At 70.2% G+C, this 23,963-nt stretch carries 26 protein-coding genes and 1 pseudogene; 4 read left to right on the plus strand and 23 right to left on the minus strand.

Annotated elements, in window-relative coordinates; genetic code table 11:
* Positions 1 to 9: 9 nt before the first annotated feature.
* From E1292_RS04625 to E1292_RS04640, 4 genes are read right to left on the minus strand one after another with little or no spacing between them, the layout of a single operon-like run.
* A complete protein-coding gene (locus tag E1292_RS04625; protein WP_132592321.1) occupies positions 10 to 1,029 on the minus strand; it encodes an NAD-dependent epimerase/dehydratase family protein in 1,020 nt (339 codons plus the stop codon).
* A 6-nt stretch (positions 1,030 to 1,035) separates the two neighbouring features.
* Complete coding sequence (locus E1292_RS04630; protein ID WP_132592323.1) at positions 1,036 to 1,686, minus strand: PIG-L deacetylase family protein; 651 nt, start codon at positions 1,684 to 1,686, stop codon at positions 1,036 to 1,038.
* Positions 1,683 to 2,462: a glycosyltransferase family protein gene (locus E1292_RS04635; RefSeq protein WP_132592325.1), complete on the minus strand. Its 780-nt coding sequence runs from the start codon at positions 2,460 to 2,462 to the stop codon at positions 1,683 to 1,685. The genes E1292_RS04630 and E1292_RS04635 overlap by 4 nt, the downstream gene beginning before the upstream one ends.
* Positions 2,459 to 3,670 (minus strand): class I SAM-dependent methyltransferase, encoded by a 1,212-nt coding sequence (locus E1292_RS04640; RefSeq protein WP_132592327.1) that lies wholly within the window; start codon positions 3,668 to 3,670, stop codon positions 2,459 to 2,461. Before E1292_RS04640 ends, E1292_RS04635 begins: the two co-directional genes overlap by 4 nt.
* 59 nt (positions 3,671 to 3,729) lie before the next feature.
* Between E1292_RS04640 and E1292_RS04645 the strand changes: the two genes are divergently transcribed.
* Positions 3,730 to 4,308, plus strand: coding sequence for a dTDP-4-dehydrorhamnose 3,5-epimerase family protein (locus tag E1292_RS04645; protein ID WP_132592329.1), 579 nt, complete (start codon positions 3,730 to 3,732; stop codon positions 4,306 to 4,308).
* Here the strand turns inward: E1292_RS04645 and rfbD are convergent.
* Complete coding sequence (rfbD, locus tag E1292_RS04650; RefSeq protein WP_132592331.1) at positions 4,290 to 5,147, minus strand: dTDP-4-dehydrorhamnose reductase; 858 nt, start codon at positions 5,145 to 5,147, stop codon at positions 4,290 to 4,292. The genes E1292_RS04645 and rfbD overlap by 19 nt on opposite strands.
* 117 nt (positions 5,148 to 5,264) lie before the next feature.
* Between rfbD and E1292_RS04655 the strand changes: the two are divergent.
* Positions 5,265 to 6,473 (plus strand): annotated as a pseudogene (locus E1292_RS04655) (RNA-guided endonuclease InsQ/TnpB family protein); the annotation flags it as partial.
* A gap of 32 nt (positions 6,474 to 6,505) precedes the next feature.
* Here E1292_RS04655 and rfbB read toward each other — a convergent pair.
* The 18 genes from rfbB to E1292_RS04745 form a co-directional block, all read right to left on the minus strand.
* Positions 6,506 to 7,429, minus strand: coding sequence for a dTDP-glucose 4,6-dehydratase (rfbB, locus tag E1292_RS04660; RefSeq protein WP_132592335.1), 924 nt, complete (start codon positions 7,427 to 7,429; stop codon positions 6,506 to 6,508).
* Positions 7,426 to 8,493 (minus strand): glucose-1-phosphate thymidylyltransferase, encoded by a 1,068-nt coding sequence (locus E1292_RS04665; protein ID WP_132592337.1) that lies wholly within the window; start codon positions 8,491 to 8,493, stop codon positions 7,426 to 7,428. Before E1292_RS04665 ends, rfbB begins: the two co-directional genes overlap by 4 nt.
* Position 8,494: 1 nt before the next feature.
* Positions 8,495 to 9,949 carry a sugar transferase gene (locus E1292_RS04670; RefSeq protein ID WP_132592339.1) on the minus strand — a complete coding sequence of 485 codons (1,455 nt, stop codon included), beginning with the start codon at positions 9,947 to 9,949 and terminating at the stop codon, positions 8,495 to 8,497.
* A 341-nt stretch (positions 9,950 to 10,290) separates the two neighbouring features.
* Positions 10,291 to 10,641: a hypothetical protein gene (locus tag E1292_RS04675; RefSeq protein ID WP_132592341.1), complete on the minus strand. Its 351-nt coding sequence runs from the start codon at positions 10,639 to 10,641 to the stop codon at positions 10,291 to 10,293.
* A 96-nt stretch (positions 10,642 to 10,737) separates the two neighbouring features.
* Positions 10,738 to 11,367 carry a GntR family transcriptional regulator gene (locus E1292_RS04680; protein WP_132592343.1) on the minus strand — a complete coding sequence of 210 codons (630 nt, stop codon included), beginning with the start codon at positions 11,365 to 11,367 and terminating at the stop codon, positions 10,738 to 10,740.
* Entirely contained in the window at positions 11,364 to 12,236 is an 873-nt protein-coding gene (locus E1292_RS04685; RefSeq protein ID WP_132592345.1) for a DMT family transporter, read from the minus strand. The genes E1292_RS04680 and E1292_RS04685 overlap by 4 nt, the downstream gene beginning before the upstream one ends.
* Before the next feature lie 29 nt (positions 12,237 to 12,265).
* Positions 12,266 to 12,643 carry a hypothetical protein gene (locus E1292_RS04690; RefSeq protein WP_132592347.1) on the minus strand — a complete coding sequence of 126 codons (378 nt, stop codon included), beginning with the start codon at positions 12,641 to 12,643 and terminating at the stop codon, positions 12,266 to 12,268.
* A 258-nt stretch (positions 12,644 to 12,901) separates the two neighbouring features.
* Positions 12,902 to 13,723 carry an SDR family NAD(P)-dependent oxidoreductase gene (locus E1292_RS04695; RefSeq protein WP_132592349.1) on the minus strand — a complete coding sequence of 274 codons (822 nt, stop codon included), beginning with the start codon at positions 13,721 to 13,723 and terminating at the stop codon, positions 12,902 to 12,904.
* 63 nt (positions 13,724 to 13,786) lie between these two features.
* Positions 13,787 to 15,112, minus strand: coding sequence for an MFS transporter (locus E1292_RS04700; protein ID WP_132592351.1), 1,326 nt, complete (start codon positions 15,110 to 15,112; stop codon positions 13,787 to 13,789).
* A gap of 63 nt (positions 15,113 to 15,175) precedes the next feature.
* Positions 15,176 to 15,895 carry an isocitrate lyase/phosphoenolpyruvate mutase family protein gene (locus E1292_RS04705; protein WP_132592353.1) on the minus strand — a complete coding sequence of 240 codons (720 nt, stop codon included), beginning with the start codon at positions 15,893 to 15,895 and terminating at the stop codon, positions 15,176 to 15,178.
* A gap of 51 nt (positions 15,896 to 15,946) precedes the next feature.
* Positions 15,947 to 16,267, minus strand: coding sequence for a DUF3870 domain-containing protein (locus E1292_RS04710; protein ID WP_165974383.1), 321 nt, complete (start codon positions 16,265 to 16,267; stop codon positions 15,947 to 15,949).
* Positions 16,268 to 16,302: 35 nt separating this feature from the next.
* Positions 16,303 to 16,767, minus strand: coding sequence for a cupin domain-containing protein (locus E1292_RS04715; RefSeq protein ID WP_165974384.1), 465 nt, complete (start codon positions 16,765 to 16,767; stop codon positions 16,303 to 16,305).
* Positions 16,768 to 17,005: 238 nt separating this feature from the next.
* On the minus strand, positions 17,006 to 17,500 hold the full coding sequence (locus E1292_RS04720) for a GNAT family N-acetyltransferase (RefSeq protein ID WP_246089926.1): 495 nt from the start codon (positions 17,498 to 17,500) through the stop codon (positions 17,006 to 17,008).
* 11 nt (positions 17,501 to 17,511) lie between these two features.
* Positions 17,512 to 17,883, minus strand: coding sequence for an MmcQ/YjbR family DNA-binding protein (locus tag E1292_RS04725; protein ID WP_132592359.1), 372 nt, complete (start codon positions 17,881 to 17,883; stop codon positions 17,512 to 17,514).
* 78 nt (positions 17,884 to 17,961) lie between these two features.
* Positions 17,962 to 18,381 carry a VOC family protein gene (locus E1292_RS04730; protein WP_132592361.1) on the minus strand — a complete coding sequence of 140 codons (420 nt, stop codon included), beginning with the start codon at positions 18,379 to 18,381 and terminating at the stop codon, positions 17,962 to 17,964.
* 223 nt (positions 18,382 to 18,604) lie between these two features.
* A complete protein-coding gene (locus E1292_RS04735; RefSeq protein ID WP_132592363.1) occupies positions 18,605 to 19,072 on the minus strand; it encodes a peroxiredoxin family protein in 468 nt (155 codons plus the stop codon).
* A 50-nt stretch (positions 19,073 to 19,122) separates the two neighbouring features.
* Positions 19,123 to 19,719: an RNA polymerase sigma factor gene (locus tag E1292_RS04740; protein WP_246089927.1), complete on the minus strand. Its 597-nt coding sequence runs from the start codon at positions 19,717 to 19,719 to the stop codon at positions 19,123 to 19,125.
* Positions 19,720 to 19,733: 14 nt separating this feature from the next.
* Positions 19,734 to 20,501: a class I SAM-dependent methyltransferase gene (locus tag E1292_RS04745; RefSeq protein WP_132592365.1), complete on the minus strand. Its 768-nt coding sequence runs from the start codon at positions 20,499 to 20,501 to the stop codon at positions 19,734 to 19,736.
* A 278-nt stretch (positions 20,502 to 20,779) separates the two neighbouring features.
* Between E1292_RS04745 and E1292_RS50900 the strand changes: the two genes are divergently transcribed.
* Positions 20,780 to 21,418 carry a TetR/AcrR family transcriptional regulator gene (locus E1292_RS50900; protein ID WP_165974385.1) on the plus strand — a complete coding sequence of 213 codons (639 nt, stop codon included), beginning with the start codon at positions 20,780 to 20,782 and terminating at the stop codon, positions 21,416 to 21,418.
* A 286-nt stretch (positions 21,419 to 21,704) separates the two neighbouring features.
* Positions 21,705 to 23,951, plus strand: coding sequence for a fibronectin type III domain-containing protein (locus E1292_RS53455; RefSeq protein WP_246089929.1), 2,247 nt, complete (start codon positions 21,705 to 21,707; stop codon positions 23,949 to 23,951).
* Positions 23,952 to 23,963: the final 12 nt, after the last annotated feature.

A 23,963-nucleotide genomic window follows, 5' to 3' on the forward strand; every position in this document is an offset into this window, starting at 1 on the left:
CCTCTCCTGTCACGGCCGCAGCTCCGCGGAGACCGTGCCGGCGGCCCGCCGCTCGGCCAGCCAGGCGAGCCGGGTGAAGCGCCGCCGGAAGCCGTCCTCGGTCAGCCCGTGGGCCCGGTAGGCGTCGGCCAGCTCGACCGCGCCCGCCTTGACCGTCCAGCGGGCGTGGAAGCCGGGCAGCGCCCGCCTGATCCGGGAGAAGTCCACCCGGTACGAGCGCGGGTCCGCTCCGGTCTCGCCCGTGATGAGCAGCCGCGAGCCGGGCACCGCCTCCACGACGTGCTCGGCGATGTCGGCCACGGTGAGGTTGTTCTGCTCGCCGCCGACGTTGAACGCCCTGGCGTGCACGGCCTCGCGGGGCGCGTCGAGCACGGCCGCGAAGGCGTCGGCGATGTCGGCCACGTGGACGAGTGGCCGCCACGGGGTGCCGTCGGACAACACCCGCACCTCACCGGTCAGGTGGGCGTGGCCGACGAGGTTGTTGAGCACGATGTCGGCCCGCAGCCGCGGCGAGAACCCGAACGCGGTCGCGTTGCGCAGGAACACGGGGGTGAAGCGGTCGTCGGCCAGCTCCACCAGCTCGTCCTCGACCCGGACCTTCGACTCGGCGTAGGGGGTGACGGGCCGGAGCGGGGCGTCCTCGCCGAGCAGGTCGTCCCCGCCGGAGGCGCCGTACACCGAGCAGGTGGAGGCGTACAGGAAGCGGCGAACGCCGGCGTCGCGGGCCAGCCTGGCCAGCCGTACGGAGGCGTGGTGGTTGATGTCGTAGGTCAGCTCGGGCGTGAGCGCGCCGAGCGGGTCATTGGAGAGCGCGGCCAGGTGGATGACCGCGTCGACGCCTTCCAGCAGCTCGGCTCGTACGTCGCGCAGGTCGATGCGGTGGCCGGGCGGGTCGGCGGGCGCCGGGCCGAGCACGCAGGCGGCGAACAGCCCGGAGTCCAGGCCGGTCACGTCGTGGCCCGCCACGGCCAGGTGCCGGGCCATGACGGTGCCGAGGTAGCCCTGGTGCCCGGTGAGTAGGACACGCATGTCGTTTCAGCCTCCTGCTAGGTCGAGCGCGAGTTTGTCGAGGTAGAAGGCCTCGGCGTAGCGTGCGTGGCATTGGACGCCGCGGATCCTGGCGAGACCGAGGAACGCCTCCCTGTCGAACCAGGTGCGCCGGCGTTGTGACGGGTAGTGCTCCCACAGCAGGGCGACCTTGCGCTCGGCGAGCGCGAGGTCGAGCGGCTGGTACGCGTGGGGGCGGCCGAGATCGCCGTCCCATTTGAGGATCTCGTAGCCGAGCGTGAGATGGTCGCGGAAGGCGGTGGGCACCAGCCGCGCCAGCCCTCTGTGGTCCTGGTGGGCGTCGCCGGCCTGGGGCGCGAGGATCAGGTCGGGTTCGGTGCGCAGGCGCAGGTCCTCGACCGCCGTCTTGGCCTCGTCCCAGTGGGCCGGCAGCCGCCCGTCGGGCACCTTGGCCACCGTGATCCGCAGGTCCGCGCCGGGGCAGAAGGCGGCCAGCGCCGCGCGCTCCTCGTGCTCGCGCTCGGTGCCGCCCCCCGACAGCACCAGGACGTCGACCTGCACGCCCGGGTGGGACGTGCAGATGGCGAGCAGGGTGCCGCCCGCGCCGATGGCGATGTCGTCGCAGTGCGCGGCCAGAGCGGCGACCCTGCGCAGCCCGGCGGGCACGAGCCGGTTCATGCCGTGCGCTCCCACAGGGCCCACGGCCGGTCACCGCGCGCGTAGGCGCGGTCGAGCTCCATCCGCTGGTTGACGGTGTCGGTGGGCCGCCAGTAGCCCCGGTACGGGTAGGCGAGCAGCCGTCCGCGCTTGGCCAGTTCCTTGCACCCGTCGACGAGCAGGTCACCGTTTTCCGGGATGTGGTCGAAAATCTCCTGGCGTAACACGAAATATCCGCCGTTGACCCATAACGGCATCTCGGTGACCGCGGTGATCTGGTCGACCAGCCCGTCCGGCGTGATCCCGACACAGTGGAAGGTGCCCGGCGGGGGCACGGCCATCAGCGAGCCGCCCGCGTCCGACCCGGCGAACCTGTCGATGATCTCCGGCAGCGGCGCGTCCGTGAGCACGTCCGCGTAGTTCGCCAGGAACATCTCGTCCCCGTCGAGATGGTCGCGCACGCGGCGCAGCCGCTCGCCGATCGACGACTCGATCCCGGTGTGCACGAAGGAGACCGTCCAGTCGGAGATGTCGCTGCCCAGCAACTCGATGTCGCCGCCGCGCAGCACGAAGTCGTTGGAGGCGGTCTCCTCGTACGTGAGGAAGAAGCTCTTGATGTGCTCCGCGCCGTAGCCGAGGCAGAGCACGAACTCCTTGTGACCGAAGTGCGCGTAGTAGCGCATGACGTGCCAGAGCAGCGGTCTCGGGCCGACGAGCTGCATGGGCTTGGGCACGTCGCCCGGCGCCCCGGTGCGCATCCGCGTGCCGTATCCACCGCAGAAGAGGACGACCTTCACACGACCTCCAACGTGGGGATGGGGAAGACCAGCCGGCCACCCCAGTCATGGACGTACGCGAGCTGCTCGACCAGCTCGTCGCGCAGGTTCCAGGGCAGGACGAGGACGTAGTCCGGCCGGTCGGCGGCGATCCGGTCGGGCGGGAAGATCGGGATGCGGGCGCCCGGCGTGAACTTGCCGTGCTTGTACGGGTTGCGGTCCACCGTGTAGGCGAGCAGGTCCGGCCGGACACCGCAGTGGTTGAGCAGGGTGTTGCCCTTGCCGGGGGCACCGTACCCGACCACGGTCTGGCCCGCGTCGGCGGCGCTGACGAGGAAGCGCAGCAGGTCACGCCGGACCCCGGCCACCCGCCCCGCGAACTCGGCGTAGCCGGCGATCTCGTGCAGCCCGGCCGCCTTCTCCATGGCCAGGACGTCGGCCACGCGCGGCGACGGCGTGGCGCCGGCCTCCGACGGCCTGGCCCACAGCCGGATGGAGCCGCCGTGGGTGTCCAGCAGCTCGACGTCCACCACCGCCAGGCCGCCGCTCGCCAGCGCCCGCTGCGCCGAGGCGACGGTGTAGTACTGGAAGTGCTCGTGGTAGATCGTGTCGTACTGGTTGCGCTCGATCAGCGTGAGCAGGTGCTGCACCTCGACGGAGACCAGGCCGTCGCCGGCGACCAGCGTGCGCAGCCCCTCGGTGAAGCCGATCACGTCCGGGATGTGCGCGTAGACGTTGTTGGCCACGACGTGGTCCGCGTGCCCGTGCTCCCGCACGACAGCCCGCGCGCTCTCCGGCGTGAGGAACGCCGTCACCGTCGGCACGCCGCGCTCCCTGGCCGCCGCGCCCACGTTCACCGACGGCTCGATGCCCAGGCAGCGCACCCCCCGCTCGACCACGTGGCGCAGCAGGTAACCGTCGTTGCTGGCCACCTCCACCACGAAGGAGTCAGGCCCGAGGGCGAGCCCGGCCACGAAGGAGCGGGCGTGCTCCACCCACGAGGTGGAGTAGGAGGAGAAGTAGGCGTAGTCGGTGAAGGTCTCCTCGGGGGAGATCAGCGGCGGGATCTGCGCCAGCCAGCACGACGTGCACACGCGCAGATGCAGCGGATAGGTGAGCTCCGGCTCGTCGAGCTGGCCGGCGGTGAGGACGCGCTCGCAGGGAGGTGTCGCCCCCAGGTCCACGACGCCGGTCATGTCGGTGGAGCCGCATAAACGGCAAGATGTCATTCGCACGCTCCAAACTTGGGTATTTCGCTCAGGGCGGGGCGCTCGTTACCGTACGACTCATGGATCCCCTCGGCATCGACGGCGCGTGGCTGCACACGCCGCGCGTCCACAGCGACCCCCGCGGCTCGTTCCTCGAGGCGTTCCGCGCGGCCGACCTGCCGCGGCGGTTCGACCTCGCCCAGGTCAACTGCTCGGTGTCCGGCCGTGGGGTGCTGCGGGGCGTGCACTTCGCCGACGTGCCGCCCGGCCAGGCGAAGTACGTGATGTGCGTGTCGGGCAGCGTCCTCGACGTGGTCGCCGACCTGCGGGCGGGCTCGCCCACGTTCGGCCGCTGGGAGGCGCGGACGCTCGACGACCGCACGCGGTGCGGCATGCTCGTCGCCGAAGGGCTCGGGCACGCGTTCATGGCGCTCAGCGAGCAGGCCACGGTGGTCTACCTGTGCTCGCAGCCGTACGCGCCGGGCCGGGAGCACGGCGTCCACCCGCTCGACCCGGCGCTCGCGATCGGCTGGCCGGCCGGTGTGGAACCCGTGCTGTCGGAGAAGGACGCCAAGGCTCCCTCGCTCGACGTGGCGCTCGCGGCCGGGCTGCTGCCGGACTATCGCGCGTGCCAGGAGTTCTACGCCACGTTGCATTGAGGCCCCGCATTCGCGGCGATGACCGGCCAGGCCGCGTGCAGCGCCACCCGCCAGTGGCGCAGCGGCTCGGCTCTGGTGCAGGCGAGCACGCTGTTGGCCGGACGCCTCGCGGGGCGCGGGGAGTCGGCGCCGGTCACCGGCCGCACCCGCCCGGGGTCCGTGCCGAGCAGCGTGAAGATCTCCCTGGCCAGGCCGTACCACGTCGTCTCGCCCGAGCAGGTGCCGTGGTAGACGCCGGGCGGCAGGTCCGACTGCGCCAGCCGCACCAGGAAGTCGGCCAGGTCGGCCGCCCACGTCGGCTGCCCGCGCTGGTCGTCGACCACGTCCACGAACGGCCGCTCACCGGCCAGCCTGATCATGGTCCGGACGAAGTCGGTGCCGGCCGCGCCGTACAACCACGCGGTCCGCACGACGTACTGACCGTGTTCCAGCGCGGCGCGCTCCCCCGCCAGCTTGGTCCGCCCATAGGCGTTCACCGGCCCGGTGGCCGCATCCTCCCGGTACGGCGCCACGCTCGCGCCGTCGAAGACGTAGTCGGTCGACACGTGCACCAGCCGCGCCCCGGCCTGGTCGCACGCCTCGGCCAGCCAGCGCACCGCGTGCCCGTTGACCGCCAGCGCCTCCGCCTCGCGCGACTCGGCCTCGTCCACGGCGGTCCACCCCGCGCAGTTGATCACCGCTCGGGGCCGGTAGGCGCACACGAAGTCGCGCACCGCGCGCCGGTCGCGCAGGTCCAGCTCGCTCCGGGCGAGCGCCACCACCGGGTCGCCGGTCAGCGCCGTACGGTCGAGCACGTCGGTGGCCAGCAGGCCGCCCGCGCCCGTGATGAGCCATCTCATCGAATCTCCTTAAGCGTGGAGACCACGGGCTTCAGCCCCGGGGAGGAAACGCGGCACGGCTGCCGCAAGTCGAACACACGCACGATTCTTACCCGATCTTGTTGTAAGATGTGATTCGTGGCGCAGATCGTGAAGCGGGCCTACAAGTACCGCTTCCACCCGACCCCCGAGCAAGCCTCCGAGCTTGCCCGGACGTTCGGTTGCGTCCGCCTCGTCTACAACAAGGCCCTGGAAGAACGCACCCGCGCCTACACTCTCGGAGGTCGTCGCGTCTCTTACGTGGAGTCGTCGGCGAAGCTGACCGAGTGGAAGCGCGGCGGCGACCACGACTTCCTGTCGGAGGTGTCGTCGGTGCCGTTGCAGCAGGCGCTTCGCCACCTCCAGGCGGCATTCGCGCATTTCTTCGCCAAACGCGCCAAGTATCCGACCTTCAAGAACAAGAAGAAGGCGCGGGCGTCGGCTGAGTACACCCGGTCGGCGTTCCGGTGGCGCGACGGGCGGTTGACGCTGGCGAAGATGGACGCGCCGCTGACCATCGTGTGGTCGCGCCCGATTCCCGAGGGTGCGCAGCCGTCCACGGTCACGGTGTCGAAGGACGCGGCTGGGCGCTGGTTCGTGTCCCTGCTGGTCGAAGAGAAGATCAGCCCGCTGCCCCCTGTCGCGGCGCACGTGGGGATCGACGCCGGGATCACGGCGCTGGCGACCCTGTCGACCGGCGAGAAGATCGTCAACCCTCGTCACGAACGTCGCGATCGGCGCAGGCTGGCCCAGGCGCAGCCGGCGCTCGCCCGCAAGGAGAAGGGTGGCAGCAACCGGGCCAAGGCCCGCCTGAAGGTGGCCCGCGTCCACGCCCGGATCACCGACCGTAGAAGGGATCACCTGCACAAGGTCACGACACGGCTTGTTCGCGAGAACCAAGTGATCGCCGTGGAAGACCTGACCGTCCGCAACATGGTCAAGAATCGGAGCCTGGCCCGCGCCGTCTCCGACGCCTCCTGGCGCGAGTTTCGGTCGATGCTGGAGTACAAGGCGGCCTGGTACGGGCGCACGCTCGTGGCGGTGGACCGCTGGTTGCCCTCCTCCAGGCTGTGCTCGCGGTGCGGGACGCTGCAGGAGGAGATGCCGCTGAACATCCGGGAGTGGACGTGCGCCTGCGGCGCGGTCCACGACCGCGACGTGAACGCGGCCAAGAACGTGCTCGCCGCCGGGCTGGCGGAGAGCTGAAACGCCTGTGGAGCTGGTGTAAGACCTCAAGGGCGCAAGCCCGGCGGGCGACTGGCGGTGAAGCAGGAACACCAACCGGCGACGGTTGGAATCCCCCGGCTTCAGCCGTGGGGAGGAAGTCAAGACGCCTCCTGTCAAGCCGCCCACCAGCCCCGGTGCTCGGCATACCAGCGCACGGTGTCCTTCAGTCCCCGCTCGAAGGGGATCTCCGGCCGGTAGCCCAGGGCGCGCAGCTTCGCGTCGTCGAGCGAGTACCGGCGGTCGTGGCCCTTGCGGTCCTCGACGTGCTCGACCAGGTCCCAGTCCCGGCCGCAGGCCTCCAGCAGGCGGCCGGTCAGCTCCAGGTTGGTCAGCTCGGCCGTGCCCGCGATGTGGTAGACCTCGCCCGGCTCGCCCTTGTCCATCACCAGGCGGATGCCCGCGCAGTGGTCCTGGACGTGGATCCAGTCGCGCACGTTGCCGCCGTCGCCGTACAGCGGGACGGTCGCGCCGCGCAGCAGCCGCGTGACGAACAGCGGGATGATCTTCTCGGGATACTGGCGGGGCCCGTAGTTGTTGCCGCACCGGGTGATGGAGACGTCCAGCCCGTACGTGATCGCGTAGGAGCGGGCGATCAGGTCGGCGCCCGCCTTGGAGGCCGCGTACGGCGAGCGCGGCGCCAGCGGCGCGTCCTCGGTCCAGGAGCCGGACTCGATCGTGCCGTACACCTCGTCGGTCGACACCTGCACCACCTTGGCCACCCCGGCCTCCAGGCACGCCTGCAGCAGCGTCTGCGTGCCCAGCACGTTGGTGCGCACGAACTCGGCCGCCCCCTCGATCGACCGGTCCACATGAGACTCGGCGGCGAAGTTCACCACCACGTCGTGGCCGGGCACGACCTTGGCCAGCAGGCCGGGGTCGCAGATGTCGCCGTGCACGAACGTGTGCCGCACCCCGTCGAGGTTGGCCCGGCTTCCCGCGTACGTGAGTTTGTCCAGCACGGTCACGTCCGCGCCGTCGAGGCCGTGCACGAAGTGGGAGCCGATGAACCCCGCACCACCCGTCACCAGAATCCTCATGAACTGATCTGCACCTTGCTGTGATCGCCCAGCACGAGACGGTGGGCTCTGGGTGTGTGGGGCGCGGGGGTGACCTCGACGTCGTGGCCGATCAGCGACGACTCGATCCGGCCCACCCCCGCGATGGAGGCCCTGGGCAGCACGATCGAGTACTCGATCTCGCTGCCGGTGATCGTGCACGACGCGCCGATGGAGGTGAACGGGCCGACGTAGCTGTCGCGGATCCGCGCGCCGCCACCGATGATCGCCGGGCCGACCACCCGCGAACGCTCGACCACCGCGCCCGGCTCGACCACGACCCGGCCCACCAGGTCGCTGGCCGCGTCCACGTGCCCGCTCACGCGCGGCTCCACCGACTCCAGCACCAGCCGGTTGACCTCCAGCATGTCGGTGACGTTGCCGGTGTCCTTCCAGTAGCCGGTGATCACCGATGACTCGACGCGCAGCCCTTCCTCGATGAGCCACTGGATGGCGTCGGTGATCTCCAGCTCGCCCCGCCAGGACGGCTTCAGCTCCGCCACCGCCGCGTGCACCGCCGGGCTGAACAGGTAGACGCCGACCAGCGCCAGATCGCTCTTGGGACGCGCGGGCTTCTCCTCCAGGCCGACGACCCGCCCCGCGCCGTCGAGCTCGGCCACGCCGAACTGGCGCGGATCGCCGACCTCGGTGAGCATGATCTGGGCGGCGGGCCGCTCGCGGGTGAACCGGGCGACCAGGTCGGTGATGCCGCCCACGATGAAGTTGTCGCCCAGGTACATGACGAAGTCGTCGTCGCCCAGGAAGTCGCGGGCGATCAGCACGCCGTGGGCCAGCCCGAGCGGCGCCTCCTGCCGCAGGTACGTCACCTGCAGTCCGAACGCCGACCCGTCGCCCACGGCCGCCTCGATCTCGGCCTGGGTGTCGCCGACCACCATGCCGAGCTCGGTGATCCCCGCCGCCGCGATCGCCTCCAGGCCGTAGAACAGGACCGGCTTGCCGGCGACCGGCACGAGTTGCTTGGCCGAGGTGTGCGTGATGGGCCGCAACCGTGTGCCCGACCCTCCGGCGAGCACGAGTGCTTTCACGCTAGTAAGCCCCTTCTCCACGGGTGACGACGGACCAGGTCTTCCAGAGGATCTGCAGGTCGAGGATGAGCGACCAATTCTCCACGTACCGCAGGTCGAGGCGTACGGACTCCTCCCACGTCAGGTTGGAGCGGCCGCTGACCTGCCAGAGCCCGGTCATGCCCGGTTTGACCACCAGGCGGCGGCGGACGTCGGCTCCGTACTTGCCCACCTCTTCCGGCAGCGGCGGGCGGGGGCCGACGAGGGACATCTCGCCGCGGATGACGTTGAGCAGCTGGGGCAGCTCGTCGAGCGAGTATTTGCGCAGGAAGGCGCCTGCCCTGGTGATCCTTGGATCGTTCCTAATCTTGAAGAGCACTCCGTCGAACTCGTTCGCGTCGAGGAGCGCACGTTTACGCTGCTCCGCATCGGCCACCATCGTACGAAATTTCACGACGCGGAATTCTTCGCCACCTTTGCCGACCCTGACCTGGAAGAACAGCGCGGGCCCCGGGCTCGTCAGCCGGATCACCAGCGCGATCGCCAGGAGCGGCAGGGCGAGCAGCAGCAGCGCGGTCCCGGCCACGAGCCGGTCGAACACGGTCTTGACGAGCTGCTTCGTGCCGTCGAACTCCGGATGCTCCACGTGCAGCAGCGGCATCCCGGCCACCGGCCTGATGCTGATGCGCGGCCCGGCCACGTCGAGGAGCGCGGGCGCGACGAAGAGGTCGGTCCGCGCGGTCTCCAGGCTCCAGGCCAGCCTGCGCAGCGCCGCCCCGTCCAGCTCCGGGCAGGCCAGTACGGCCACGGCGTCGGCCTTCTCGCGCTCCACCACGCTCGCCACGTCGCCGAACGAGCCGAGCACCGGAACACCGTCGAGGTCGACGTCCATGCCGCCCTCGGGAAGGCAGGCTCCCACCACGTGCATCCCGTGATAGGGCTGGCGCCTGAACTGCATCACGAGGTCGAGAATCGACTCCCGGTGCCCGACCGCGACCACCTGTCGCATGTAGTCGCCCACCGCTCTCCTCCGGTGAAGACGTTTACGCATGCGATAGCGGAAATAGAGCGTGGCGAGCAGCGCGAGCGGCAACATCGCCATGACGAAACTACGCGCGATCGTGGCCTGCGTGGCATAGGCCATGATGGCGACCGTGGCCATCAGCCCGGCGCCGCCGTTGAAGACGGCCTTGAACTCGTCGGTGCCCTCGCCGTTGGCGCGCTGGCGGTAGGCGCCGCCCATCATGAGCGCGACGGGCCAGGCGACGACGAGGCCGAAACCCAGCAGATACTCGGCCGGCGGGATGTACACGCCGGCGACGAGCCGGACACCCAGCACGCAGGCGCACGCGAGCAGCACGCACATCGCGTCGCCGGATAACAGGAGCCGCAGGTACGCCCGCGTCCAGATGCTGGACGCACGGCGTGGTACGGCCTCGAGGAGCACGACAGCGGACTCCCCAGTCCCCACCCTCATAACACCACCTGACACTCGATGCACCGCTGTTCCCCACAGGAAACCTGCTCGTCAGACTGCCGTACCGATGTCTCCTCTGGTCAGGCCGTAGCGGCGGTCCATTCAGCAGATTTCCCACCGGGACTTGACGTTCCTTGCACCACATGGGTTCAAGTCCCTCGAACAATCAAGGGCGGCGGCCCCCACTAAAGATTAAAGATCGATTCGAGCAGGGGGAATAACGGCATATGTCCACAATCGGACGATTGTTGAGCTGCGTAAGGGCTTGACGGAACGGTCCAGAAGTGGCAGTGCACCGAGGAAATACGGCGAATATTTCGTGAAATATTTAGCCGGTTAGGCTAGTCGTACTCCAGGTCCGGCAGCGCGGACGGCGGATCCGGGCTGCGCCACACGACCACCACCCCGTCACGCGTGGAGTCGGCGGCCAGGGTGAGCCGGTCGAGGTCGAAGTCCGGCAGGTAGCGCAGGCGGGCGAGAAAAGTGGCGTCCGTGGCGGAACGCGGCACCACGCAGCCTTCGCCGCCACGGTCGAGCAGGATGTAGAGGACGTCCTCGCCGGCCTCCGTGACGACACGGACCTCGACGACGTCCTCCCAGGCGAGGGCCTCGACGCTACCGTCAGCGTAGTGACGGGTGACGCCCTCTTCCGTGACGTACACGTAGGAGTCCGGCATCGGATTGCCGTGCATGGGCGCGATTCTTGCGAGTTCAAGGGTGGTCCCGCAAGGGTTCGTACGCAATGGGGGGCGTTTGCCGGGCACGCTCTTTCGCCGCCCCGAGACGCCTCAGCGGTGACGGGCGCCCCACGAGTGGCCGAGATGCGCCGCCACCGCCGCCCGCGCCGCGTCCTGCGGCCCCTCGGCGATCGCGTCGAGCAGCTCGCGGTGCTCGCGCACCAGCACCTCCCTGTCCTCGTAGACCTCGCGCAGCCGGACCAGCCCGAGCCTGGTCTCGGCGGCCAGGGCGCCGTAGAGGCGTTCGAGCCGAGGGCTCCCCACCGCCTCGATCAGCGCCTCGTGCAGCGCCATGTGCTCGGCCACGCTCTCCGACCACGGCGCCGTGGCCGGGAGTGCGGCCATCCGGTGCAGGGCCGCGTCGGCCTCCGGCACCCGCCGCCCGGCCACCGCCTGGGCCATCAGGTCCTCCAGCGGCCGCCGGACGTACATGAGATCGTCGAGATCGGAGAGCGTCACTTCCGGGACGTAGGCGCTGCGGTTGCGCTCGCGCCTGAGCAGGCCCTCGTGCACGAGCGTCGCCAGCGCCTCCCGCACGGTCGGCCTGGCCACGCCGTAGGAGGCGGCGATCTCCTGCTCGGGCAGCGGGGTGCCGGGCGCGATCTCGCCGGAGAGCACCCTGCTGCGCAGGGCGTCGGCGAGCGCGCCCACGGTGGAGACGGGTCTGAGCGGCAACGTCACGGCTGCGACTCTAACGCCCTTTCCCGCCTTCGTTCCGGTACGGCCACCGCGACGAGGCTCAGGGCCAGCAGGACGAGCCCGGCGACCGACACCGGGGCCAGCCGCTCACCCAGCACGACCAGGCCGAGCAGCGCCGCGACGGCCGGCTCGGCCAGCGCCAGCGTGGCGGCCGTGGCCACGGGGGTGGTGCGCAGGCCCCGGCCGTACAGGAAGTAGGACAGGGCGGTGGTGCCGAGCCCGAGGTAGAGCACGGCGGCCATCCCGCGCGGCTCCCCCAGCCAGGCGACCCCGTTCGCCGCCAGGAACGGCAGCATGATCACCGCCGATCCGCCGAACATCACCCCCATCACGGCGTCCGGCCTGACCCCCCGGCCGATCTCGCGGGCCGCCATGACGGTGTAGAAGGCGTACAGCAGCCCGCCCAGCAGCGCGAACAGCACCCCCGACACCACCTCCCCACCCGCCTGCGCCCCGCCCCCGACGATCAGCGCGGCGCACCCGCAGATGGCCGCCGTGGTCGCCAGGGTCCACCGCCCGCTCGGCCTGCGGCCGTGCAGGAGCCAGGAGAGCAGCCCGGTGAAGACGGGCCCGCTGCCGATCGCGACCACCGTCCCGATGGCCACACCGGTGCGGCCGACCGAGGCGAAGAAGCAGAGCTGGTAGGCGGCCGCCGCGGCGGCGGCCGGCAGGAGCCCTGGCCTGATCGCGCTCCTGAGGCCGGCTCCGGCGTAGAGGGCGAGCGCCGTGCCCCCGATGACGAGCCGCGCGGCGGCCAGCGCCACGGAGTCGGCGGAGACGAGCAGCCCGGCCGTGCCCGCGGTGCCCCAGAGCACGGAGGCGCCGACGACGGCGAGCGGTCCATTCCTCATGCCCGCCATTGTGCCTGACTGTCTGACAATCAGACAACTTCGTCGAGGAGCTGGTCGATCAGCCGTCCCGCCGGAGCCGCCACCTCCCCCGCATAGTCGTCGAGCACGGCGAGAGCGTCGGAGACGCCGGGCAGGCTCTTGCGCGGCAGGTCGAGCAGGGACTCACCCTCCGCCGTGATCGTGCCCGCCACGTGGAAGGCGCCGCCCGAGGCGGCGATGGACACCTCGAACCGCACCTCGCGGCCGTCGGGGAGAGTGAAGGTGGCGCCGGTCCTGGCGCCCGCGGGAGGGAAGAAGTAGGAGAAGCGCTCGCTCCTGACGAAGGGATGACGTAACTCCGCGAGGATCTCCGACGCCCGGTTCAGTGCCGCCAGCAGCCCGGCCGCCGCCAGACCGTCGCTGTCCATTTGCAAAGGGTAGATCAGCGCGCCGGTCGGTGGCCAGGCACGCCCAGCCACCCTGCCACTGCGGCCGGCCAGACTCCATGCGGCCCGCCACCGGCCTCAACGGCGATCACCGGCTCAGCGAGCGAGGAGAAACGACATGACGCTCGCACCGGCTCAGCGGTCCGTCGCGAGCCGCCTTTCTGGTGCCGTCGGTCAGCACGCCCGGCGTTGTCGGTCAGCACGCCCGGCGTTGTCGGTCAGCACGCCCGACGTTGTCAGTCACGATAAGCCACCGTCGATGGCATGCGGGTCCCACGCGCCCGCACCGCCGGAGGCGCGAACGGTGCTCACCCAGGCGGCTCCCCCATCGACGGAGAGCACTTCGCCGTTGACATAGCCGGCGTCGTCACTGAGGAGGAACGCCACCACCGCTGCGACCTCCTCCGGCGTCCCTGTTCGCCGTTGCGGCACCGTGCTCCCGCGCCGGAGCATGTCGGCCTCGGCGGCGGGCGACGCGGCGGCCGGGCCTGTGGGCACCAGACCGGGAGCGACCGCGTTGACCCGCACCCCCTTCGGCCCGCCGTACACGGCCGCGCCTCGGACCACGCCGAGCACGCCATGTTTGGACGCCTGGTAGGGCAGCAGATCGTGGCTGGCGCGCAGCCCCGCGATCGACGAGGTGACCACGATGGCCCCGCCACCGCCCTGCCGTTCGTACTGGCGGAAGGCGGCGCGTACGCCGAGGAAAGGGCCGCGCAGGTTGACCGCGACGACGCGGTCGAACTCCTCGACGCCGACCTCGGTGAGCGGCACAAGGCTGCCGGCGATGCCGGCGTTGAGGTGATGCAGGTGCAACTGGCCGAATGCCTCGACGGCGGCGGCGACGTACCCCTCCACCTCGTCCTCCCGGGACACGTCGGCCGCCACAGCGAGCGCGGGTGCCGGCAGCTCCGCGGCGACCCGTTTCGCTCCCTCGCCGTCGACGTCCACGACGACCACGTTCGCTCCTTCGGCGGACAGCCGCCGCGCGCTTGCCGCGCCGATCCCGCTCGCCGCCCCGGTGACCACCGCCACCTTGCCTGTCAGCGATCCGCTCGGCATCCGGTCTCCTTCGTGTCACGGCTCGACGGTAGTAAGGGTCGATGATGGCGCCGAGGCTGGCCATCACCGGGCATCGAGCACCGCCTCACGCCCCGAGGCCGCTTCGGCACGCCGTATACGCCGGTCGAGCATCAGGGCGAGCGCGGACGAAGTCAGGATGCCGGCTCCCAGCACCAGCACGGCGAGCGTGAAGTCGCCGGTCGCCTCGCGGATGATGCCCGTGATCTGAGGGCCGATGTAGCCGCCGATGTTTCCGAGACCGTTGATGGTGGCCAGGCCGGCGGCGAGAGCCGAGCCCGCCAGGAAGGTGGAGGGGATGGACAACTGGATCGGGATGCAGCAGTAGAGCCCGACGCCGGCCACGCAGAATCCGGCGATGGCGAGCACCGGCTGCTCGATGAGCAGGCCGGCGGCCAGAAACCCGACGCTGGCCGTGGCCGCGGCTGCCGCGAAGTGCCGGATCCGCTCCTGCGTGCGGTCGGAATGCCGGGACCACCACACCATCGGGACGACGGCGAGGACCGGCGGCAGGGCCGCCACCCAGCCGATGGCGTTGGTGTCCAGCCCGAACTGGCGCAGGATTTGCGGGATGAAGAACTGGTATCCGAACAGGCTGAACGCGAACAGGATGTAAATGACGACCAGCACCGCGACGCGGGGGTTGAGCACGCCGCGCCTGAACGGGTGTGCTGCGTGCCCGCCGAGACCCTCGCTCTCCTTGGCCAGCTCCGCGGTGAGCCAGGCCTTATCGTCTGGGTCCAGGAAGGTCGCGTCCGCGGGCCGGTTGCGGATCACCAGGTAGAACACGAAGCCGAGGATCACGGGCGGCAAGCCTGTGACGAGGAACATCCACCGCCAGCCGGGCAAGCCGAGCAGGCCTTCCATGCCGGTCATGATGTGCGCGGAGATCGGCGTCCCGAACCCGGACAGCGGGACCGCGACCACCATCAGCGAGATGGCCGCCGCGCGCTGGGCCGGCGGGAACCAGCACGCGACGAAGAACAACATGGCCGGGGAGAAGCCGGCCTCGGCGATGCCGAGCAGCAGGCGCAGCAGCATGAGACTGATTTCGCTCTGGGCGGCCGCGGTCGCCATCGTCACCAGGCCCCAACTGATGATGATGCGGGAGACCCACACCCGCACCCCGACCCGGGAGACGATGTAGTTGCTCGGGATCTCGAAGAGGGAGTAGGTCCAGAAGAAGATACCGGCGACGAGCCCGTAGACGGCGGGAGTGATGCCGAGTTCCTCGTTCATCGTCAGCGCGGCGACCGAGACGTTGAGCCGGTCGAGGTAGAGGGCGAAGTAGCAGATTCCCAGCAGTGGCAGGAAACGCCACATGACCTTGCGTATCGTCCTGGTCCGGATGTCCATCGGGGGCGTTGTCATTGAGGTCGACCTTTCTGCGCGGCCAGCGAGTGTCCCCGCCGCCCGCTGACGTCCTGCCGGACGTCAGCGCTGATTCAGAAGCCGTCTGAGATGGTCTGTAGACGGCGGTACGGAGATCGCCGTCACGAGTACGGCGGCAACTCCCCCCGGTAGTCGATCGGCCGGCGGCAGCTCGCGGCCGAGCCTGGAATGCACGGCCAGCGCCCCCCGGGCGGCGGCGGCCAGCTCGGTGACGGTGCCGAGCAACCGGTCGGCGGACCCTGCTCGAAGGACGGAGTTCAGCAGGGGCATGGTGAGCTCGGCGCCGGCCTCCTGATAGCGGCCGAGCCGATCCGCGGTGTCGGCGCGGTCGTGTGCCAGCCCGTCGGCCCTGGCCACGAACAGCAGCTCGAAGCGGCTGCGGGTCTCGCCGATCAGATTCGCGAAGGCCGTAGCGGGCAGCAGGGTCCCATCGGGCCGCGAGTCGCCGATCACCACCGCACCGGCGCCGGCAGCCGACAACTCGGCACACAGCTCGATCGGATCGCCGAAGCCGTCCTCGCCGTCCACGATCACGGGGATGGGTGAACTCCGGCAGATCTGGCGTACGTAGGACACGTAGGTGTCCACGCCCCAGCGCGGGATCATCGGCTGGTCGAACAGCGCGCGGCCGACCGCGCCACCGGAGATGAAGACCGCCCGAGCACCGGCGGAGGAGGCCATCCTGGCGCTCAGCGGGTCGTGACAGCCAGGTACGAGAAGTGGGCGATCGCGCAGCGCGGCACGAAGCCTGGACGGTGACATGCATGCTCCTTCAGCCACACGCACGGTCGTGGTGTGGGATGCACCGGGCGGTCAGCTGGACCGGTAGGCCGCGTAGCGCCGCCACGCGTCAGAGATCGCCTGCTTGAGCGAGCCGGCCGCGTTGCTGAGGAAGTGCGCGTCGATCTCGGCCAAGACGGGACCGATGTCGTCGGCGAAGTTCACTCCCACCAGGAGTTCGGACACCCAGTCGCGGACCATGCCGGCGATGGCGGTCGAGTCGACCTCGATGATCACGCCGGTCCCGCGGTCGATGCGCAGGCTGACCGTCAGGAACTCGCTGGCACCGTGAACCGCGGAGGTCCGTGGCACCCTGGCGTATCCCACCACGATCAGGCTTGTCCGCGCACCCATAGCGGCAGTGTGCCACCGCTCGGCTAGCGAGGCCGTCATGGGGCCCGCTCCGTCAGCTTCTCGATCTCGGCGGCGTCGAAGTCGACGAATGTGGTGGTCGGCTCGGCCACGGGCCTGGACGTCTCGCCGTCGTCGAACAGGCCGACCGCATGCGCGGCGAGCGTCGAGTCGCCCTGGAGCCCGGGGGCGTGGACCTCCACCATCGTGCAGGGCTGCTCGAACTTGTTCCAGGCCCAGTGCACCGCGCCCGCCGGGATCCGCAAGAAGTCACCCGCTTCAAGCTGGAACGCCCGGTTCTCGACGAATATCCAGACCTGCCCGGCCTGCAGCCAGTTCAGCTGCTCGCAGTCGTGGGTGTGCGGCTTGGAATGGTAGCCGGGCGGGCGCGTCGCGATCATCAACGACGCCGCGTTGCCGTACACCGCTTTGGTGACGAACGACGTGGTGCCCATGTCGGCGAGCTGCTCTCGCACCTCGGCACCGGAAGCATGAAGGGACATGACCACTCCCTCGGCGCGCCGGGGACCGGCGGCGACGAACGGCGGCGCGTGGGCGACGCCTACCAAGGGAGAGGGCCCGACTCTGATGCGGGTGGCTCGAGCATCCTGCTCGGCAGGCCACATCGTCGAAATCCGCTGTTGGTACGTGTGAGGCTAAACGAACGTTTGACCAGTCGCAAGACCTTGTTTCGGCCCGTGGCCACCCACGCCGGATTCGAGCGCACGATCGTGTCGAAGCTCAGCGGTCGGTGGCGAGCCGGGCGTGGCGCTCGACGTCGTAGCGCACGCCGTCGTAGCAGAGCTTGCCCCGCTCGATCCCCTCGGGGCGGAAGCCCGCCTTGGTGGCGACCCGGCACGACGCCGGATTGTCCGTGCGGTGCCCCAGCTCCAGCCGGTGGAGGCCACGCTCGCCGAACGCCCACCGGGCCAGCTCGTCGGTGGCCGCCGCCGCGATGCCCCGCCGTCTGTACGCCGGCACGACCCAGTAGGACACCCATCCGTTGTCGTGGGCGTCGATCCCGGCGACCGCGACGTTGCCCACGACCTGCTCGCCGACCGTCACGGCGAAGGCATGACCAGCCCCCGGCCAGGCGGCGATCCAGCCCATGGCGTCCTGGAGGGTGACGACGGGCCACGGCGCCTGGTGCCGCAGATCGGGAGACTGGAAGGCGCGCAGCACGGCCGGGGCGTCGTCGTCGCGCCACTCCCGCAGCCGCATGTTCACACGGGTCACGCTGCCCGAGATTACCCAGGCTGCACCTGTTGCCCGATCTGGTGGGTGGCTTCGAAATCGGCCACCAGCTGCTTCGGCGCGGTCAGGCACCAGGCCTCGGCCACCAGCTCGAACAGCTCGTCGGAGTCGATCCTGTCGAGGTGGACCACCACCCAGCCGAACCGCCCGGCCGTGAACTGCACCTCGAACACCTCGGGCCGCTCGGCCACGAGGGCGATCTGCTCCTCGATCGTGGCCTTGAGCCCGACGGTCTCGGTCGCCTCCCACAGGTAGCCGAAGCCCTTGTCACGCACCTTGAGCCCGATCCACTCGCCGCCATGGCTCATCCGGACCTCGGGCAGCTCGTTCAGCAACTCGAGGAACTCGTCGACGCTCACACCCATGCGGCCTGTGTACCAGACGCGGCCGACACTTCCCGGGGCCCCGGTGGACGCACCCTGCCGGCCGCCTCCCCGGAACGATCAATCGTAATAGCGGACTTCCAGCACGTTGCCATCGGGGTCAGGAAAGTAAATCGCCTCGGGAGCGATGCCCCGGGCCCCGAAGGTGTTGGTCGCGGTGCCGGAGATCTCCACTCCGTGCTGTTTCAACCGGACCTGGAGGGCGTCGAAATCCTCGCGGCCCACCGACAGGCAGAAATGATTGATCGGGTGGCCGGCGCTGCCCTTCACGCCGGTGTGCTCGTCCACCCCTTTTAAGGCGTCGTACGCGATGAGATCGAGGATCGTCTCAGCCGAGATCCGCACGCTGGGAAAGGCCGCCTTTCCATCGCGAAACTCCTCCGTCCGCACCCCGGGCAGCCCGAGCACCTGCTCGTAGAAATGCAGGGACCTGCGCTGGTCGGCAACCCAGCAGACGAGATGGTCAAGGCGCACATCCATGAAAACCTCCTGCTCCAATATCTGCCGCCCGCCGCTCCTTGTCCACCTGCAGAACCACCGGCCCACGAATTTCCGCCTCTGCGAAACACGTGGTTAACGTCAAGTTAGCGGTGATGACCTGCGGGTTGAGCCGGCCGCGACATTCCCGCCCACAATGGGGGTGTGATGGAGATCATCGCCACCGGGACCGATAATAGTCGCAGGCTTTCGGATTCATCACGGATCATTCACGGGTGCGGAGGGCCTGGACGGCGGCGGTGATCTCCTTCCCCTGGTAGGCGCCGGTGGGCATGGTGGCGCCGTGGGCGTGGCGGACGACGCCCTGGGCGTCAATGAGGATGCTGCCCGACTGCTGCAGCGAGCCGAAAACCCTCCTGCTCAGGCCCATCACCTGGTGCGGGGAGGCGTGGCGGCCGACGAGGACGGGGAACGGCACCCGGCGCCTGGCCTTCCACGCGGCCGCCGCCCGGCGGTCCTCGGGAACCGCGACCAGCACCTGGACGTCGCCGGCCGCGAACTCGTCACGGCGCCGGACGAGGTCCTGGACGTGCCTGTTGCAGACCGGGCACGACGTCGCCCGCATGAAATAGATCAGCACGGCACGATGGCCTCGGTGGTCGGACAGGCGGACGGTCCTGCCGTCGGTGTGTTCCAGCACTACGTCGGGCGCGGGCGATCCGGTTTCCAGCATGGCGGAACTCTCCTTCGTACTCGGGGCTGCGGAAATACGGTGTGCTCAGGTCAGGCGCCGGTGGCTCCGCCGTCGGGCGAACCGCCGCCGGCGTCGGTCCTGCCGCCCAGGCTGTGCCGGACCCTGCTTCGGGCCCGGTGCAGCTGGGACTTCATCGCGGCGTTGCTCAAGCCGAGCGTCTCCGCGACCCGTCGCCCCGGATAACCGAGGACATCCCGCATGATCAGTACTCTGCGCTGAAGGTCCGGCAGCTCCCTGATCGCTTGTGCGACGAGCTCGGCCTCCAGCCGCCGGATGACCTCGTCCTCGGCCGACGTCGCCAGGCCGGCACCGGCCTCGTCATAGCGGTCGAGAAGCAGCCGGGCACGGCGCAGGCATTCGTTCCGGACGATCCTGAACATCCACGATGCCAGCGCCCCGGTGGCGCGCAGCGAGCCGATCCTGCGATAGAGGGTGATCAGCGCTTCCTGCGCGGCGTCCTCCGCATCCTGCGGGTTCGCGCAGAGGTGCTGCGCGAAACGTCGCACGTGAGAATGGGCACCGTCGACCACGGCAGTGATCGACTCGCGATCGCCGGCCTGGGCGGCCTCGATCAGCAGCGGGCCCGGGGGATCGGGATGGGGCTTGCCCCGGACCCCTCTGCTCAACTCCCCTGCAGGCCCTACCGGTCCTGCGGGAGGCGGTAGACGGACACGTGAGAGCGTGACTCCGCGGTGAAGTCGGCTCCGGCCCAGTCGGCGTGCCTGGTCTCCAGCTCGAACCCGGCCAGCTGCGCCATGAGATCGAGCTCGGCCGGCCAGATGTAGCGGTGCGGGCTGCGGAACAGCTTGGCCTGCTTGCTCTCGTCGAACGTGAAGTGGTGCGACACGACCAGCTGGCGCAGCACGTCGTAGGTGTCCAAGCCGATGTAGCCGGGGTCGGCGGTGATGACCGTCGCCTGCTGGCCCGGTGGCAGCTTGCGCAGCTCGGGCACCCACAACTCGATCACGAACCGGCCGCCGGGCTCGAGATGGCGGGCGGCGTTGCGGAAGCACGCGACCTGTTCGGCCTGGGTGAGCAGGTTGGAGATCGTGTTGAAGACGAGGTAGACGAGAGAGTACGGCCCGGGGGCCGAAGCGGTCGCCATGTCGCCGGTGATCACCGGGATCGTCGCTTCGTCCACCTTCGTACGCAGCTGCTCGATCATCGGCCTGGACAGCTCGATGCCGGTGACCGGCACCCCACGCTCGGCGAGCGGCACGGCCACGCGGCCGGTCCCGATGGCGAACTCGAGCGCCCGCCCGCCGCCCGCGAGCTCGGCGAGGCGGTCCACGGTCGGCTCCAGCACCTCGGATGCGAACATGCCGGTGCCCGGCGTGTCATAGCTCTGGGCGGCCTCCGCGTCCCAGATGCGCTCCTGGGCGTGCTGCGGCTCGCCGGACCCCGTCATGCCGGACGCCCCATCCGCCGCCGGACCCGCCGGACGCGGTCTTCGGCACGGCCCGGCCGCGCCTTCTCCTGCGAAGTCCTCCGCCTCATCGTTCGCCTTCCGTGACGGTGCTCTCGGGCTCTTGGGCGATCAACAGTAGGCAGCGCGCGGGCCCGGCGTCGAGCGAGTTTCCGCGGGGCGCGGTGTGGATCCTGGAGGCGGCCTCCCCGCGCGGAAGATGTAGAGTCTCTACTTTTGGAGCGAGCATATCTTCATATCCTGCCTACTATGCTGAGCCCATGGCGGAGCAGATCGGCTTGCGGGAGCGCAAGAGGCGGCGCACGCGGCAGACCCTGATCCACACGGGGCTGCGGCTGTTCGCGGAGCGGGGATACGACCAGACCACCGTGGCCGACATCTGCGCGGCCGCCGAGCTGTCGCCCGCCACGTTCTACAAGCACTTCCCCGCGAAAGAGGACATCGTCTTCGCCGACTATCCCGAGCGGATCGACGCCATACGGGCGCTGACCTCCGCGCCCCGCCCGGGAGAGTCACTGGAGAGCCTGCTGCGGCGGGCCTTCGCCGTGGCGCTGGAGCCCGGGCGGTGGAGCATCGATCCCGACGAGGATCTGATCGTGATCCGCACGCATCTGATCTTCGCCGTGCCGGCGCTGCGCGCGATCGCGCTGAGATGGCTCTTCGACGTCCAGCACGAGTGGGCGAAGGCGCTAAGGGAGGCGTTCCCCGAGCTGGACGACATCACCGCGCACGCCCTCATCGGAGCCATGGTCGGAGCGCTGGCGAGCGCCGGCCGAGCCGCCATCGAGAACGGGCGGCACGGCGCCGCCCTGGTCGAGGACATCACCCGTGCCCTCGACGTCGCCATGGCCGGACTCCCCCGCCACCCGACCCCGCGACAGGCCGGCGCGACGCCGTGAAGGCCCGCGACCACCACCATGGGCACGCCGTGCTCCGAAAGTTTCGGGGCACGACGACGACCGGGCGTGAGCCCTCCCAACTCCCGTAACTTTCATCCTCCTGCCACCGGTAGCGCCTGGTCACCGAGGCAACGCCGTCGCATGTCCCGAAAATTTCTATGATTAATTGACATATTTCGGCGCGCTTCTCACACTGATCAGCGGCTGGCACGCGCGGTGAACACGCCCGTGCCGTCGATCGATCGGCGATCGTCGCCTGCACCCCCCGCCCGGAAGGAGAGCCTCAGTGATCAGGAGCTCGGGCCGCTCAACGATCCGAACAGCGGCCGCCGTGCTGGTGGCAGCGGCACTCTGGGGCGCTGGAGCGGAAACGGCGGCGCTCGCCGAATCCCCCGGGACGCTGGCCAAGGCCCCCGCGACGCTCGCCGGCACCCGGGCGGCGCTCGCCGAGGCCCCGGCGGCGCCCTTCGCGGCCGGCGTCGAGGACGAAGGCGCCGACTGCGCGGTGACCGGCCTGCCCGACGAAGGATCGCTGCCGTCCAACTCCCGGCTTCCCGACCCCTTCAGGAAGCTGGACGGCACGCGCATCACCACCAGGTCCGACTGGCGGTGCCGGCGGGCGGAGATCAAGGAGCTGGCGGAGAGGTTCGTCTACGGCGAGAAGCCCGCGAAGCCGCCGAGCGTCACGGGCACGGTCTCCAGCACCGGCATCACGGTGAACGTCAACCACAACGGCAGGAGCGCCGGCTTCTCGGCGAGCGTCTCGCTGCCGAGCGGTTCGGGGCCGTTCCCCGCGGTCGTGGTCCTGGGAGGGTTCGGCGCCGACACGGCGGCCATCAGAGCCGCGGGGGCGGCGGTCATCAACTACGACCCCTACGCGGTCGGCAGGGAGGGCACGCCGCGCAACAACAAGCAAGGCGCGTTCTACAGCGTCTACGGCTCGTCGAGCAGCACCGGGCTGCTGGTCGCCTGGGCCTGGGGCGTGAGCCGCATCATCGACGTCATCGAGCAGTCGGGCGGCGGCATCCTCAGAGCGGACGCCACAGGCGTCACCGGCTGCTCGCGGTTCGGCAAGGGCGCCTTCGTGGTCGGCGCGTTCGACCAGCGCATCGCGTTGACCATGCCGATCGAGTCGGGCAGCGCCGGCGTGCCCATCTTCCGCGGCATCCCAGGGGAGGGCGCCCAGAGCCTGAGCAGCGCGTACGGCGAGCAACCGTGGCTGGGCGACGCGTTCGGCTCCTTCACCGGCAGCCCGAACCGGCTGCCTGTGGACACGCACGAAGCAGTGGCCATGATCGCCCCGCGCGGGTTGTTCATCATGGACAACCCCCACATCACCAACCTGGGTCCCAGGTCGGCCAGCGTGGCGGCCCTCGGCGGCGCGGAGGTGTACAAAGCGCTCGGCGCCGGAGACAACATCACCTACTGGTCCGACGTCCAGGACGGCAGCCACTGCGCCAACCGGGCAGAATGGCGGACCCCGCTGCAGCAGCACATCCAGAAGTTCCTCCTCAAGACGGGCAACGCACCCGGCGCGATGAGGATCTCGTCCAGGGCGCAGGGCAACCTGGCCGAGTGGCGGGACTGGCAGACACCCACCCTCGGCGACGATTCCAGCGACACCACCGCGCCGAGCACGCCGGGCGCGCCGGCCGCGTCCGGGGTGACCGCCACCAGCGCCCGGCTGGCCTGGACCGCCTCCACCGACCAGGGCGGTTCCGGCCTGGCCGGCTACACCGTCCACCGGGAGCAGGGCGCCACCGACCCGCAACTCGGCCAGGCGACGACCAACTCGATCACCCTCACCGGCCTGACCGCGAACACCGAATACCAGGTGTACGTACGGGCGCGTGACGGCGCGGGCAACCTGTCCGGCAACTCGCCGTCGGTCACGTTCACCACGACGGGCGGCGGTGGCGACACCTCGCCGCCGACGGCTCCGGCCGGACTGGCGGCCTCAGGAACGACGTCCACCGGCACGAGCCTGGCCTGGACGGCCTCCACGGACGACGAAGGCGTCTCCGGCTACGACATCCTGCGCGCCCAGGGCGCGAGCGGCGGCACGTTCGCCCAGGTCGGCACCTCGGCCACGACCTCGTACAACGACACGGGCCTGACCCCCGACACCACCTACCGCTACCAGGTCAGGGCCCGGGACGCCGCGGGCAACACCTCGCCGGTCTCGAACACCGCCCAGATCACCACCCGGCCCGGCACGTCCACCGGAGGTTGCACGGCCGAGGCCACCGTCCAGACCCAGTGGGGCACCGGGTACGTCATCCAGCCGCTCACCGTCACCAACACCGGCACCGCGACGATCACCGGCTGGACGGTCACCTTCACCCTGCCGGCCGGGCACACGCTGACCGGCTCGTGGAACGGCACCACCACCGTCAGCGGGCAGACCGTGACCATCAGGAACGCCGGCCACAACGGCACCCTCGCCCCCGGGGCCGCCACCGGCGGCGTCGGCTTCCAGGTGAGCCGCCCGGACGGCAACACCGCGCTGCCGTCCGGATACACCTGCGCGTGACGCCCGAGGCCC

This window comes from Nonomuraea deserti (genome assembly GCF_004348685.1).
GTDB lineage: Bacteria > Actinomycetota > Actinomycetes > Streptosporangiales > Streptosporangiaceae > Nonomuraea > Nonomuraea deserti.

Bases quoted from the DNA above. Each gene is read 5' to 3' on its own strand.
- E1292_RS04695 (WP_132592349.1), bottom strand. From the start codon at position 13,723: ATGCCGAGCGGATCGCTGACAGGCAAGGTGGCGGTGGTCACCGGGGCG.
- E1292_RS04630 (WP_132592323.1), bottom strand. From the start codon at position 1,686: ATGAACCGGCTCGTGCCCGCCGGGCTGCGCAGGGTCGCCGCTCTGGCC.
- E1292_RS04725 (WP_132592359.1), bottom strand. From the start codon at position 17,883: ATGGGTGTGAGCGTCGACGAGTTCCTCGAGTTGCTGAACGAGCTGCCC.
- E1292_RS04675 (WP_132592341.1), bottom strand. From the start codon at position 10,641: ATGCACGGCAATCCGATGCCGGACTCCTACGTGTACGTCACGGAAGAG.
- E1292_RS04710 (WP_165974383.1), bottom strand. From the start codon at position 16,267: ATGGGTGCGCGGACAAGCCTGATCGTGGTGGGATACGCCAGGGTGCCA.
- E1292_RS04730 (WP_132592361.1), bottom strand. From the start codon at position 18,381: ATGGATGTGCGCCTTGACCATCTCGTCTGCTGGGTTGCCGACCAGCGC.
- E1292_RS04640 (WP_132592327.1), bottom strand. From the start codon at position 3,670: ATGACATCTTGCCGTTTATGCGGCTCCACCGACATGACCGGCGTCGTG.
- E1292_RS04685 (WP_132592345.1), bottom strand. From the start codon at position 12,236: ATGAGGAATGGACCGCTCGCCGTCGTCGGCGCCTCCGTGCTCTGGGGC.
- E1292_RS04645 (WP_132592329.1), top strand. From the start codon at position 3,730: ATGGATCCCCTCGGCATCGACGGCGCGTGGCTGCACACGCCGCGCGTC.
- E1292_RS04745 (WP_132592365.1), bottom strand. From the start codon at position 20,501: ATGACGGGGTCCGGCGAGCCGCAGCACGCCCAGGAGCGCATCTGGGAC.
- E1292_RS04690 (WP_132592347.1), bottom strand. From the start codon at position 12,643: ATGGACAGCGACGGTCTGGCGGCGGCCGGGCTGCTGGCGGCACTGAAC.
- rfbB (WP_132592335.1), bottom strand. From the start codon at position 7,429: ATGAGGATTCTGGTGACGGGTGGTGCGGGGTTCATCGGCTCCCACTTC.
- E1292_RS04735 (WP_132592363.1), bottom strand. From the start codon at position 19,072: ATGCTGGAAACCGGATCGCCCGCGCCCGACGTAGTGCTGGAACACACC.
- rfbD (WP_132592331.1), bottom strand. From the start codon at position 5,147: ATGAGATGGCTCATCACGGGCGCGGGCGGCCTGCTGGCCACCGACGTG.
- E1292_RS04625 (WP_132592321.1), bottom strand. From the start codon at position 1,029: ATGCGTGTCCTACTCACCGGGCACCAGGGCTACCTCGGCACCGTCATG.
- E1292_RS04705 (WP_132592353.1), bottom strand. From the start codon at position 15,895: ATGTCACCGTCCAGGCTTCGTGCCGCGCTGCGCGATCGCCCACTTCTC.
- E1292_RS04715 (WP_165974384.1), bottom strand. From the start codon at position 16,767: ATGTCCCTTCATGCTTCCGGTGCCGAGGTGCGAGAGCAGCTCGCCGAC.
- E1292_RS50900 (WP_165974385.1), top strand. From the start codon at position 20,780: ATGGCGGAGCAGATCGGCTTGCGGGAGCGCAAGAGGCGGCGCACGCGG.
- E1292_RS04670 (WP_132592339.1), bottom strand. From the start codon at position 9,949: ATGAGGGTGGGGACTGGGGAGTCCGCTGTCGTGCTCCTCGAGGCCGTA.
- E1292_RS04700 (WP_132592351.1), bottom strand. From the start codon at position 15,112: ATGACAACGCCCCCGATGGACATCCGGACCAGGACGATACGCAAGGTC.